The sequence below is a fragment of the Nonomuraea sp. NPDC052634 genome, assembly GCF_040678535.1.
Classification (GTDB): Bacteria; Actinomycetota; Actinomycetes; order Streptosporangiales; family Streptosporangiaceae; genus Nonomuraea; species Nonomuraea fastidiosa.
The window spans coordinates 44015-57148 of record NZ_JBFATY010000014.1; the positions used below are offsets into that span (position 1 = coordinate 44015).

Annotated in this window: 12 protein-coding genes; all 12 read left to right on the forward strand. The window is 70.6% G+C overall.

From position 1 onward, the window contains the following. Window positions 1-7 precede the first annotated feature (7 nt). The 12 genes from AB0K67_RS36380 to AB0K67_RS36435 are packed head-to-tail and all read left to right on the forward strand — an operon-like array spanning window position 8 to window position 13133. Window positions 8-841 carry a cupin domain-containing protein gene (locus AB0K67_RS36380; protein ID WP_364069223.1) on the forward strand — a complete coding sequence of 278 codons (834 nt, stop codon included), beginning with the start codon at window positions 8-10 and terminating at the stop codon, window positions 839-841. Continuing rightward, a complete protein-coding gene (locus AB0K67_RS36385) occupies window positions 838-2121 on the forward strand; it encodes a beta-ketoacyl-[acyl-carrier-protein] synthase family protein (protein ID WP_364069225.1) in 1284 nt (427 codons plus the stop codon). Before AB0K67_RS36380 ends, AB0K67_RS36385 begins: the two co-directional genes overlap by 4 nt. Continuing rightward, complete coding sequence (locus tag AB0K67_RS36390; RefSeq protein ID WP_364069227.1) at window positions 2118-3365, forward strand: beta-ketoacyl synthase N-terminal-like domain-containing protein; 1248 nt, start codon at window positions 2118-2120, stop codon at window positions 3363-3365. Before AB0K67_RS36385 ends, AB0K67_RS36390 begins: the two co-directional genes overlap by 4 nt. Beyond that, complete coding sequence (locus AB0K67_RS36395) at window positions 3362-4261, forward strand: cyclase family protein (protein ID WP_364069229.1); 900 nt, start codon at window positions 3362-3364, stop codon at window positions 4259-4261. The genes AB0K67_RS36390 and AB0K67_RS36395 overlap by 4 nt, the downstream gene beginning before the upstream one ends. Next, entirely contained in the window at window positions 4258-5658 is a 1401-nt protein-coding gene (locus tag AB0K67_RS36400) for a radical SAM protein (protein ID WP_364069231.1), read from the forward strand. The genes AB0K67_RS36395 and AB0K67_RS36400 overlap by 4 nt, the downstream gene beginning before the upstream one ends. Then, entirely contained in the window at window positions 5655-7031 is a 1377-nt protein-coding gene (locus AB0K67_RS36405) for a coproporphyrinogen-III oxidase family protein (RefSeq protein ID WP_364069233.1), read from the forward strand. Before AB0K67_RS36400 ends, AB0K67_RS36405 begins: the two co-directional genes overlap by 4 nt. Window positions 7032-7054: 23 nt before the next feature. Further along, window positions 7055-8425 carry a radical SAM family heme chaperone HemW gene (hemW, locus tag AB0K67_RS36410; RefSeq protein ID WP_364069236.1) on the forward strand — a complete coding sequence of 457 codons (1371 nt, stop codon included), beginning with the start codon at window positions 7055-7057 and terminating at the stop codon, window positions 8423-8425. A gap of 13 nt (window positions 8426-8438) precedes the next feature. Then, window positions 8439-9620, forward strand: a complete 1182-nt coding sequence (locus tag AB0K67_RS36415) for an NAD(P)H-dependent oxidoreductase (protein ID WP_364069238.1) — start codon at window positions 8439-8441, stop codon at window positions 9618-9620. After that, window positions 9617-10471, forward strand: coding sequence for an alpha/beta fold hydrolase (locus AB0K67_RS36420; protein ID WP_364069240.1), 855 nt, complete (start codon window positions 9617-9619; stop codon window positions 10469-10471). Before AB0K67_RS36415 ends, AB0K67_RS36420 begins: the two co-directional genes overlap by 4 nt. 33 nt (window positions 10472-10504) lie before the next feature. After that, a complete protein-coding gene (locus tag AB0K67_RS36425) occupies window positions 10505-11761 on the forward strand; it encodes an MFS transporter (protein ID WP_364069242.1) in 1257 nt (418 codons plus the stop codon). Next, complete coding sequence (locus AB0K67_RS36430; RefSeq protein ID WP_364069244.1) at window positions 11758-12033, forward strand: hypothetical protein; 276 nt, start codon at window positions 11758-11760, stop codon at window positions 12031-12033. Before AB0K67_RS36425 ends, AB0K67_RS36430 begins: the two co-directional genes overlap by 4 nt. Window positions 12034-12038: 5 nt before the next feature. Continuing rightward, window positions 12039-13133, forward strand: coding sequence for an LLM class flavin-dependent oxidoreductase (locus AB0K67_RS36435; protein ID WP_364069246.1), 1095 nt, complete (start codon window positions 12039-12041; stop codon window positions 13131-13133). The last annotated feature ends 1 nt before the right edge of the window (window position 13134 follow it).

The following is a 13134-nucleotide window of genomic DNA, read 5'->3' on the forward strand; positions in this document are numbered from 1 at the left end:
ACGCGTCATGGGCCACACCGACAACAGCATCGTGATCGAGGCGCCGATCGCGTACGTCTGGGCCAGGACCAACGACCTCCGCTCGTGGACGGACCTGTTCACCGAGTACGCCAAGGTCGAGGTGCTGTCCGAAGAGCCCGGCCACATCACCTTCAGGCTCACCACCCATCCCGACGAGGAGGGCAAGGTGTGGTCGTGGGTGTCGGAGCGCCGGCTGGACCGCGAGCACTGGACGGTGCGGGCCCGGCGCGTGGAGCCGGGCCCGTTCCAGTTCATGAACCTCTACTGGACCTATGAGGCGCTCACCCCCGACACCACGCGGCTGCGCTGGGTCCAGGACTTCACCATGCGGCCCGACGCGCCAGTGGACGACGCGGCGATGGAGGCCCGGCTCAACCGCGGCTCGGCCGAACAGCTCCGCGTCATCGCCCAGCGGATCAAGGCCTCACGCTCCCGGCCGCAGAGCTTCGCTTCCACCCGCTCGGTGCGGCAACGGGGCGGGGACATGCGCACCCTGCTCAACCCCGCCTCGACCGGCAGCGCGCACGGCATATCCGGCGCTGTCGAACTGGCACCGGGCGAAAAGGTCAACGAGCACTACCATCCCTACTCCGAAGAGCACCTGTTCGTCGCCGAGGGCACCGTACGCGTCGACATCGACGGCGAGCCCCACACCCTCAAGCCCCGCGACGCGGTGTTCGTGCCCCGCGAGGTCCGCCATCGGGTGACCAACGTCGGGACCGGCCCGGCACTGGTGGTCTTCGCGCTCGGCCCCCTTGCGCCCAGCCCCGAGCTGGGCCACGTCGACACCGAGGACGCGCCCTCGCCGGCGGCGACATGAGCCGGCGGGTAGTGGTCACCGGCATCGGGGTGCAGGCGCCCGGAGGGGCGGGGGCCGACGCGTTCTGGGCGAGGCTCGTGTCCGGACGCTCGGCGATCCGCCGCATCAGCACCTTCGACCCGGCTCCCTTCCGCTCCCAGATCGCGGCGGAGTGCGACTTCATCCCTGAGGAGTGGGGCCTGACGCCGCGCGAGATCCGGCGCTGCGACCGGTTCGTGTTACTCGCCCTGGCCGCGGCCCGCGAAGCGGTCACCAGCAGCGGACTCGACCTCGAGGGCGCGGACGCCGGCCCGGCGGTCGGCGTCTGCCTCGGCAGCGCGGTCGGCGCGACGATCCGCCTGGAGGAGGAGTACGTCGTCGCCAGCGACGCCGGCCGGGACTGGACGGTCGCCGCCGACCACAGTCTCCCCTTCCTCTACCAGGCACTGGTCCCCTCCAGCGCGGTGAGCGAGCTGGCCGCCCGCTACGGCGCCCACGGCCCCGCCCTCATGGTCTCGACCGGCTGCACGTCGGGCATCGACGCCATCGGCACCGCGTACGAGCTGATCGCCGACGGCGAGGCCGACGTGATGATCGCGGGCGCCTCCGACGCGCCCATCTCGCCCATCACCGTGGCCTGTTTCGACGCCATCCGCGCCACCACGGCAAGGAACGACGCGCCGGAGACCGCCTCCAGGCCGTTCGACGCGACCCGCGACGGGTTCGTGCTCGGAGAGGGCAGCGCCGTTCTGGTGCTGGAGGAACTGGAGCACGCCAGGCGGCGCGGCGCGCCGATCCACTGCGAGATCAGCGGCTACGCCGGCCGCGCCAACGCCCACCACATGACCGGCCTGCGCCCGGACGGAATCGAGATGAGCGAGGCCATCCTCGACGTGCTGCGGCAGGCCAGGCTCGCGCCCGGCGACCTCGGCTACATCAGCGCACACGGCTCCGGCACCAAGCAGAACGACCGGCACGAGACGGCCGCCTTCAAGCGGGCGCTCGGCCCGGCCGCCGCTCAGGTGCCGATCAGCTCGATCAAATCGGTGGTCGGTCACTCGCTCGGCGCCATCGGAGCGATCGAGATGGCCGCGTGCGCGCTGGCCATCCGGCACCAGGTCGTGCCGCCCACGGCCAACCTGACCACGCCCGATCCCGAGTGCGACCTGGACTACGTGCCGGTGACCGCGCGCGAGCACCGTATCGGCCACGCCCTGTCGGTCGGCAGCGGGTTCGGCGGGTTCCAGTCGGCCATGGTCGTCTCCGCCCTGGCGAAGTCACGGAAGGAAGGCATCGCGTGACGGAACCCGCCTCGCTCGTCATCAGTGGCATCGGCGTCGTCGCACCCACCGGTATCGGCGTCGCCGCGCACTGGAAGAACACCCTCGACCGGCGTGCCGGCATCCGGCCCGTCGACCCGGCCACGGCCGGCGACAGCGGCATCCGCGTGGCCGGCGTGGTCAGCGACTTCGACCCGGCGGATTTCGTGCCCCGGCGGCTGCAGGTGCAGACCGACCGGTGGTGCTGGATGGGCCTGGCCGCGGCCGAGATGGCACTCGCCGACGCGGCGATCAGCGACTTCGACCCCTACCGGCTGGCGATCCTGACCGCCGCATCCGAAGGGGGCAACGAATACGGCCAGCGCGAGATCCAGGCGCTGTGGCGCGACGGTCCCCGGGCGGTCAGCGCCTATCAGTCGATCGCGTGGTTCTACGCCGCGCTCGCCGGCCAGGTCTCCATCCGCCACGGCGCGAAGGGCCGCTGCGGCGTGGCCGTCGCCGACGCGGCGGGCGGCCTGCACGCCGCGGCCCAGGCACGCCGCCTGCTCCTGCGCGGGCAGGCCGACCATGTGCTGCTCGGCGCGGCCGAAGCGCCGCTTTCGCCGTACGCGCTCCTCTGCCAGGCATCGCTCGGCCGGCACAGCACCGCCGGTGCCGCCGCGGGGGCCTACCTGCCCTTCAGCGAGCAGGCGGCCGGGTGGGTCCCCGGCGAGGGCGGCGCCATGCTGGTCCTGGAGCGCGCGGAGACGGCGCGCGCCCGCGGCGCGCAGATCTACGCCGAGCTGGCCGCCGTGGCGAGCACCCACGACGCCCACCACCCCGCCGACCCGCCGCCGACGGCCGCGCACATGGCCGCGGCCATCGCGCTCGCGCTCGAACGAGCCGGCGTGACGCCCGGCGAGGTGGACCTGGTCCTCGCCGACGGCGACGGCAACAGGCGATGGGACGCGCTCGAGGCCGAGGCCCTGATCTCGGCACTCGGCCGGCGGGCCGCGGACGTCCCGGTGGCCGTGCCCAAGACGCTCACCGGCCGGCTGAACTCCGCCTGCGGCGTGCTCGACCTCGCCTGGGCCGCGCTCGCACTCTTCCACGACGTCGTCCCGCCCGCCTGCGAAGACCTCGATGGACGGCCGGTCATCGCCGGCCTCGACGTCGCGCGCGCCCCTCGCCGGGACGCGAACCTGCACACGGCACTGGTGTTCACCCGCGGCGTGGGCGGCTTCAACGCCGCCGCCGTGCTCAAAACGGCTGGAGGCCCGTCATGACGACCGTCGAGCCGCACCGGACGGGCCGCGTCGCCCTGCCCGCCACCGGCCGGCTGATCGACCTGAGCATGCCCATCGAACCCAGCCCCTTCGACCCCGCCGTCATGCGCAGGCGGCTGTGGCGCCACGAGCACGGGGGACGCCGCATCGGCCGCAAGGCCGTCTTCAACCGCCGCCTGCCCCTCCGGCTCAGGCTGGCCAGGGCCGCCCGGTACGTCGCCGGCGGCCGCCGCATCGGTCCCGGCTGCTTTCCCGACGGCCTGTTCCTCGGCAACGAGGTGTTCACGCTGTCCGTGCACGCGGGCTCCCATGTGGACGCACCCTTCCACTACGGGCCGCGTACCGGGGATCGCCCGGCGCTGCGGGTGGACGAGATCCCCCTCGACCGCTGCGTCGGCCCGGGCGTGCTGCTGCGGCTGACCCACAAGCTGACCGATCACGGACCGGCGCAGAGCATCACCGCCGCCGACATCCGGCAGGCACTGGCCAGGATCGAGCACACGCTTTCCCCCGGTGAGGTCGTCCTGATCCACACCGGGGCCGATCGCCTGTGGCCGGGGCCGCGCTACTTCACCGCTCATCCCGGCATGACCGTCGAGGCCACCGAGTACCTCCTCGAGCAGGGCGTCACGGTCATCGGAGTGGACACCGCGGGCTTCGACCTGCCCGCGCCGGTGATGATCGAGCGCTACTACCGTTCGGGGGACGCGGCCCACCTGTGGCCGTGCCATCTGCTCGGCCGGCGCCGCGCATTCCTGCAGATCGAGCGGCTCGGCGGGCTCGACCGGCTGCCGCGCCCGACCGGCTTCACGGTCATGTTCCTGCCCATCCACGTCAGGGGTGCGGGCGCGGCCTGGACCCGCCCCGTCGCCATCGTCCCCGAGGAGGGCACGTGAAGGTCCTGCTCATCGCCACCAACAGGGAACGGCGGCCCTCCTTCGCCGTGCCGGCGGGAGTCGCCTACCTTCAGACGGCTCTCATCGACGCCGGCCACGAGGCCCGCATCCTCGACCTCTGCTTCGACCCCGACGACCGCCTGGCAAGCCACGTCACCGAGACGATCGAAGAGTACGGGCCCGACCTGATCGGCATCTCCGTCCGCAACATCGACAACGAGACCTACCTGCAGTATCGCGGCAACCTTGGCGACGTGCGGATCGTGCTGGAGGCATGCCGCGCGGCCTGCTCCGCGCCGGTCGTGCTCGGCGGGTCGGCCTTCTCGCTGATGCCGGTCGAGATCATGAACGTGCTGGACGCGGACCTCGGCGTCGTCGGTGAGGGCGAGCCCGCCATGGTGGCCATCGCCGACGCACTGGCGGAAGGCCGGCCCATCACCGACGCGCCGGGACTGCTGCGGCGCGAGGGGACGCAGGTGGCGGTCTCGGAGCCGGCCAGGGTGAGCGACCCCGGCTCGATCGTCGCGCCGCGCTACTTCGTCCCCGACAGCCGGTATTTCAGCACCCAGGTGGTCGGGCCGCAGCCCACGTACGGCATCCAGACCAAGCGCGGCTGCGCCTTCCGCTGCTCCTACTGCCCGGTGCCCTCGATCGAGGGCAAGCGGTTCCGGCTCCGCTCGCCCGCGCACATCGTGGACGAGATGCGGCACGTCCGCGATCTGGCCGGGGTCAGGCGGTTCTTCATCACCGACAGCATCTTCAACCTCCCCAGGCGGCATGCGATCGCCGTGTGCGAGGAGATGGTGGCCGCCGACCTCGGCGTCACGTGGATGGCCTACACCAACCCGCTGCAGTACGACGACCACCTGGCCCAGCTGTTCAAAAGGGCCGGCTGCGAGACGCTCAACTTCGGCTTGGACGCCGGCTGCGACGAGATGCTGACCAGCCTCCAGAAGGACTTCACCGTCGCCGACATCGAGAACGCCACGGCGTGCGCCCGAAGGGCCGGTGTCCGCATCATCCACTCGCTGCTCCTGGGCGGTCCGGGCGAAACGGCCGACACCGTGGCGCGGACGCTGGAGACGATGGATCGCTGCGCCCCGGACATCCTCACCATCGCCTTCGGCATCCGGGTGTACCCCCAGACCCCGCTGTGGCGTGGCATCGCCGGCAGGAGCGGCCGGCCCGACATCGACATGCTGCAGGCCGTTTTCTACGTCGACGAGGCGCTCGGGCCCGCCGAGTGCCGCACGATCCTCCGGCTCATCGAAGAGTTCGTCGAGAGCCACCCCAAGATCATGGTCCGCATGAACTTCGACCCCAAGAACCTGGAGGCGGAGGTCTCCACGAGCTCGCTCCGCATCTCCGCGCAGGCTGGCGCAGGAAGGAAGGCATGATGAGCGCGACCGCCGCTCTCCCGTACGCCGCCCGGGACCGCTACCCGGTCATGTGCTACCCGATGCCGTGGGCCCCGCCGCAGTACGAGCGGATCGCCGAGCAGATGGAGCTGGACCGGCCGAGCCGGGCCCCTCAACCGGCCGCCATGTACATGCACATCCCGTTCTGCGATTACCTGTGCGGCTTCTGCCCGTTCGTGAAGTACCTCAAGGACGAAGGCCGGGTCCGCAAGTACCTGGACGATCTCAAGTCCGAGATGGCCATGTACGCGCGGACGCCGTACTTCCGCAGCACCGTCTTCGGCTCCCTCTACATGGGCGGCGGGACCGCGAGCAGCCTGTCGGCCACGCAGCTCGCCGAGATCATCTCCTTCGCCCGCGAGCAGTTCACCTTCGCGCCCGACGCTGAGATCACCCTGGAGTGCAGCCCGATCACCGTCGGCCCGGAGAAGTTCGCCGCCGTCCGCAAGGCGGGCGTCAACCGGGTCAGCTTCGGCGTGCAGACCTTCGATAAGGAGATCGGCCAGGCGTCGGACGTCGCCCAGGACGGCGAGACCTCGCTGCGGGTGATCCGGCAGGCGCAGGAGGCGGGCATCGACCACATCAGCATCGACCTGATCTACAACCTGCCGGGCCAGGGCGTCGCTCCGCTGCTGACCGACCTGGACATCGCGCTGGACGCCGGGGTCAAGCAGATCACGCTGTTCCCGCTGTCGATCATGCCGCACACCAAGCTCTTCAGGGACGTCAACGAGGGCAAGGCCGGCCGCCCGGGCGACCTCGCCCATGAGCTCGAGCTGTGCCGGCGGGCCGGCGAGCACCTGGCCGCGCGCGGCCTGCGCCAGACCTCGGTGCCCGACTACTCGCTGCCCGACGTCACCTACCGGCACGCTCGCATCCACTTCACCGACTTCGGCGACCTGCTCGGCCTCGGGGCCGGAGCGATGGGCACGGTCAACGAGTACACCTACGTCAACGTGGCCGAACTCAAGCGCTACACCGAGCTGACCGCGCAGGGCGTGCCACCGGTCAACGCCGGTCAGCTCACCCCGCACGAGGAGCGGCCGCGCGCGACGATGGCCATGGGCCTGCGGATGCTCTCTGTCGCCCGGCAGACCTTCCGCGATCGCCACGGCCAGGAGCCCGAAGACGTCTTCGGCCCGCTGCTCGACGACCTCACCCGTCGTGACCTGCTGGTCTGCGACACCGACGAGATCCGCCTGACCGAGCTGGGCGCGCTGTTCGGCTACGACGTGGCCAAGGAGTTCTACTCCGACGAGATCAGAGCCCGCGGCCAGAAGCTCGCGGAATCGCTGGCCAGGAAGCGCGACGTGGCGGCGCCGGCCTCCGCCCGCCCCGCCACCACCAAGTAGCCCGCCACCCGAAGGAGCCCGGCGTGAGCACCGCAACGAAACCGTACGACAAGCGCGAACGCATCTGCGTCTCGCACTACCCGCTGCCCGCTGACCCGCCCGACGTCAGCGAGGTGCCGATGCTGATGAACCTGAACTCGCCGTCCACCCGCGACGGCGAGAAGGCCATGTACATCCATATCCCGTTCTGCGACAAGATCTGTAACTTCTGTCCCTTCAACAAGCAGCTCATGGACGAGGCGAAGCTGGAGAGCTACCTCGTCCGGCTGAAGCGGGAGATCACCACGTACGCGGAGAGCCCGCTGGTCAGGTCGTTCACCTTCGGCTCCCTGGCCATCGGCGGCGGCACGCCGAGCTGCCTGTCGGCCGAACAGCTGCACGACTTGATCACCCACTGCAGGACGGTGCTGCGCTTCAGCCCGGAGGCGGAGATCAGCGCCGAGGGCAACCCGTCCAACTTCACCCGCGAGAAGCTCGTCGCGGCACGGGAGGCCGGCTGCAACCGGATCAGCTTCGGAGTCCAGACCTACAACGACCGCTACGCCGGCATGCTGGAGATCCCGCAGGACCCGGCCACCTCCCGTGTGGCCACCCAGGTCGCCCGCGACGCCGGCTACGACAACGTCGGTATCGACCTGATCTACAACCTGCCCGAGCAGACCCTCGACGAGTGGCGGGCCGACGTCGAGGAGGCCATCGACTGGCGCTACGAGCACGTCACGCTGTTCTCCCTCATCATCCCGCCCTTCACCCGGCTGTTCTCGAAGATCGACACCAAGCGGCTCAAGCCGCCCGGCGACCACGACCACGAGGTCGCGATGTACCGCATGGCCGTGAGCATGCTGCGCGATGCCGGATACGAGCAGTACTCCGTCTACGACTTCGCGCTGCCCGGAAAGATCAACAAGCATGCCGTGCTCTACTTCTCCGAGCAGCAGGACCTGCTCGGCGTCGGCGCGGCCGCCTTCGGCTATCTCGGCAGGTACATGTACGTCAACAAGGGCCCTCTGGCCGACTACCAGGGCGCGGTCGACCGTGGCGAGCTCCCCGTGCTGATCGGCTCCCGCGCCGACCGCGACGAGGAGATGTGCGGCGCCATGGCCAAGGGCCTGCGGCTGTTCAGCGTCTCTCGCCCCAGGTTCCGCTCCCTGTTCGGCTGCGACCCCATCGACGTGTTCGGCGAGAAGATCGACAAGCTGGTCGCGCGCGGCCTGCTGGAGATCACCGACGAGGAGATCCGCCTGACCGAGGAAGGCGTCTTCTGGGGCAACAACGTCTGCCGCGAGTTCTTCTCCGCCCGCTACACCGAGATCGAGGCCATCCCTCGGGAGGTGCTCGCCCGAGGACGGCTCATGAAAGCCGGGCAGGCCGCGCCCCGGCGCATCCGCGACTGATCGGAGAACCGCGATGAAGTCGAAGAACGTGCTCGGGATCTGCGGCTCGCCGAAGACGACCGCCAAGAGCGCCAGCGAGTTCCTGTGCCGCGAGGCCCTCAAGGGCGCCGCCGAGCTGGGCGCCCAGACACGGCTCGTCCGCCTGGTCGACTATCCGATCGTCGACTGCGACGGCTGCGGCGACTGCATGAACAGGACCCAATGCCACCTGTTCAAGCACCCCGACGACCGCTACACCCGCCTGTACAAGGAGGTCCGCTGGGCGGACGCCTTCATCTTCGCCTCCCCGGTCTACGCGCTCGGCCTGCCCTTCACCTGGAAACAGTGGCTCGACCGGTGCGAGCCGGCCGACGAGGACGACCTGGAGTACCAGTACTACAACTACGAGGTCGCCGCCGACGTCAAGGGCAAGGCGTTCCAAGGCAAGGTCGCCGGCCAGATCATCACCTCCGGCGGCATCGGCCAGGAGTGGGCCATGGCCCAGCTCATGCCGCTGTGGACGAACGTCAAGCTGTCCGTGGTCATCAGCGTCGGGCTCAGCCTCATCGAATTCGACGAGCAGCCCGGCATCAGGACCAAACCGTGGGGCGTGGGCGTCGACAACGCGGAGTTCGCCATCGAGATCGCCCGCCAGGTCGGCCGCCGCGTGACCTCCGCGATCGGGTTCTCCACCTTCAACGTGCACGGCGCCTCGCCGCGGCTCGGCGGCTCGGAGGGCCGCGACTGCACCGAGCAGCTCCGCTTGCTGAAGGACCTGCACGACCGGTCCTTCGCGCTGCCGCAGAACGGCGGGCTGAGCCCGTTCGTCTTCGTCGTCTCCGGCCAGGACAAAAGCGAGGAGGCCGTACGGCGCATCCAGGCGATACTCAAGCGCTTCCCGGGGCTCGACGTGCGGCTCGTCGCCGTCGTCGACCAGCTGCCGCACTTCATCACCCGCGACTTCGTCAAGGAACGGATCGCCGAACAGCAGCACCCCGTGCCCGTACTGATCGACTGGGACCGCGCTTTCGCCCAGGAGCTGGGGCTCGCGGCGAACGTCGACCCGCACGTCGTCATCGTCACCCCCCAAGGACGGCTGCGCAGAGCGATCACCGGCACCAACACCACCCGGGAGATCGTCACCGAGATCGAGGAGATCGTCCGGGAGATGCGCAGCCTCGACCTGTCCGTGGCCAGCGAAGGAGCACGGTCATGATGCCGCTCACCTGGAAACTGCCCACCACCTGCGATGCCGTGGAACTGTCGGACGGCGCCCGGCTCTTCTACCGCATGTCAGGACCCGAGACCGCCGCGCCGCCCGTGGTGTTCCTGCACGGCAACCGCGACAACCACACCCACTTCGCCGAGCTGATCTCGCTGCTCGACCCGACGCTGCGCTGCCTCGCGCTCGACCTGCGCGGGCACGGCCTGTCGTCCAAGGAGGACCACCCCCTGTCGGCCGCCCAGTGCGCCGCCGACGTGATCGAGGTGCTCGACCACCTCGGATGGGACCAGGTCATCCTCGCCGGGCATTCCCTCGGCTCCGTCACCGCCATGATGCTGGCGCTGGAGCACCCGGAACGGGTCGCCGGCCTCGTCCTCATGGGCTCGGCCGCGCACTACGAGATGAAGTGGAAGCGTCCGGAGGTGACCGAGGAGACCTACCGCCAGGTCATCGAGGAGTCCAACAAACGCGCCGCCCCCTTCTTCTTCCTCGACGGCTACCCCGAGGTGGCCAATCGGGTCATCGCGAGCTGGTCCTGGGTGCCCTGGTCCGTGCACCGCAACCTCATCCGGCTCACCCATCCCGACCTGCGCGAGCGCGTACGCGACATCGCCGCGCCGACCCTCGTCGTGGCCGGCGAACTGGACCGCAGCACCCCCGTGGAGAGCGCACGCTACCTGGCCGAGACCATCCCCGGCGCCCGCCTGCACGTGGTGCCCGGCACCGGTCACTTCATGTTCATGGAAAAGCCCGTCCCCGTGGCGGCGGCCATCGCAGAATTCCTGGGTGTTCAGCTCGGCGGCTCCGGCGGCTGCGGCTCCGGATGCGGCTGCGCGTCCTGAACCTTGTCGCCCATACCCCAAGGAAACGATCCGATGACACGATCCGAACCACGACCCGGCCCCGCACCCGCCACCGACCTCAGGCTGAGCGGCCTGCTGACCACCGAACGCGGCCGGGGGCTGGCCGTCTTGTCCGGCGCCGTCCTGGTGCAGTGGGCCGCCATGATGTCGGTCTTTCCCGCGCTGCCGTCGATCTCCGGCTCGCTCGGGGTCGGGCCGGACGCGCTCGGCCTGGTGCTGATGGTGTCGTCGCTGCTCATGACCGTGCTCAACGTCCCGGCCGGCGTCGCCGCCGACCGCTACGGGCGCAAGCCCGTCATCGTCGGCGGCCTCGCGGTCAGCGCCCTCGGCGTGCTGGTGTCCGCGCTGTGGGCGGCCGCCTGGCCGTTCCTGACCGGCTGGGTGCTCTTCGGCATCGGCCGCGGCCTGTTCACCTCGCCGGCCTTCACCGTCCCCGCCGACACCTACGGTCCGCATGAACGGGGCAAGGCCATCGGCATCCTGGCCGGCGCCATCGGGACCGGCTCCGTGCTCGGCTACGTCGCGGGCGGCCTCGCGCTGACCGCGGCGACCTGGCAGGCCGTGCTGGCCGCAGACGCCGCGCTCCTGCTGGCGGCGTGCGCGCTCACCTGGTTCGCACTGCCCGAGACGGCCCAGGAGCGGCACGTGGCACCGCTGCGCACCGCGGTCGCCCAGACCTTCGCCTGGTACCGGCGGCGCGTGGTGCTGCTGTCGGGCATCGTGGCCGGCCTGTCGTTCGCCGTCGGCGTCGCGGCCACCTTCCTCGTCCCGTTCAGCCTGACCGGGCTCGCCGCGTCACCGTTCGTGATCGCGCTCGTGTTCATCCCGTACGAGCTGGTGGCCTCCGCGGGCACCGTGCTGGCCGGGGCCATCTCCGACAAGGTGGGCAGGCGGCTGCCGCTGCTGATCGCCCTGCTGCTCGTCGCGGCGGCCCTGGCCGGCCTGCCGATCGCCGGAGTCACCGTGTGGAGCGTGGCCTTGGTCTACGCCATCGTCGGTCTCGCCGAAGGGCCCGTCATCTCGCTGTCGACGACCATGGTCACCGACGACGTGCTCAAGGCCGACCCGCGCCGCATCGGTGCGGCGCTGGGCGCCAACCGCCTTGTCCAGGGCATCGGCCCGATCCTCGGCCCGGTGGTCGGCGGCCTGCTCGCCGAGCGGGCCGGGCTGGGCGCGCGCTACTGGATCCTCGCTGCGGTGCTGGCCGCCACCGCGGTACTGGTCGCGTTCCTCCCCGAAACCTGGGCGGGGAAGGAGGCGGCGCGATGACCGGCACGGAGGACGAGCCGCTGGAGGCGCTCGCGGTGATGCGGGAGCCGGGTGGCGAGCGTGAGGTTCGCATGCATCCCAACGCGGGCAGGCCGGCCGCCGGCGCGATCGGCGACATCAGCGAGAAGCATCCCGGGCCGGTGCCGGCCAGGCCCTCCGGCTGGACGGACACCACATCGGCCGGCGCGTGGACGATCGAACACGCCTGCCGGCACCTTACGACATCCCACCCCGACGAAACCGCCAGAATCCTGGCCGAACTGCGGGAGTGATTCGAATGCCGCTCACCTTCGGCAGCTTCAACCTGCCCACCTTCGACCCCGAATCCGACGGGCCGCCCGACCGCATGCTCTCCCGCATCCAGACGCTCGCCGTCCTGGCCGAAGACCTCGGCTTCGACAGCGTCTGGCTGGCCGAGCATCACTTCCAGCCGCACGGCGGGATCCTGTCGGCCCCCGACGTGCTGCTGGCCGCACTCGCGGCCAAGACCCGGCGCATCCGGCTCGGCCTCGGCGTCGTGCAGATCCCCTACCACCACCCGCTGTCGGTCGCCGAGCGGGTCGCCACCCTCGATCAGGTGAGCGGCGGGCGGCTCGACCTGGGCATCGGCAGAGCGTTCCTCAAGTGCGAGTACGACGGCTTCGGCATCCCCATGGAGGAGAGCCGGGCCCGCTTCGCGGAGAACAGCGAGATCCTCCTCCAGGCCCTGCGAGGGGAGAGCTTCGCCCACGAAGGCCGTTTCTTCCGCTTCCCCGAGCTACGGGTGGAGCCCCGATGCCTGCAACGCCCGCACCCGCCGGTGTGGGTGGCGGCGGCCACGACCCCGGAGACGTTCACCTGGGCGGGGGAGAAGGGGCATCACCTGATGATCGCGCCGCTGCTCTCACCTGACCTGGCCTCGCTGTCGGAGAAGGTCGGCCTGTACTTCGCCGCCAGGGAACGAGCCGGCCTCGACCCCGCGGCCGGCAAGGTGCTGATGAACGTGCACGTCCACGTCGACGACACCTTCGAGGCCGCCTTCGACACAGCCGCTCCGCACGTGATGCGCTACGTCGCCGAGACGCGCGCGGCCGGTGCGTCCACCATCGCCGCGTTCAAGCGCGACGGCGTGCCCCGCGACTTCACCCACTACCCGGCCCTCGGCATGCGCTGGGGCGGTTTCACCCCGGAGGACGCGGCCGGCAAGGGCACGATCGTCGTGGGCGCCCCCGACGACTGCGTCGTCAAGCTGGCGGACCTCATCGACAACCTGCACGTCACCACGGTCGCCGCCACGTTCGACTTCGGCCAGCCGATGGAGGCCGTGACACGGTCGATGCGGCTGTTCGCGGACAAGGTCATCCCTCAGCTCACCGGGGAGGAGACGGCCTGAG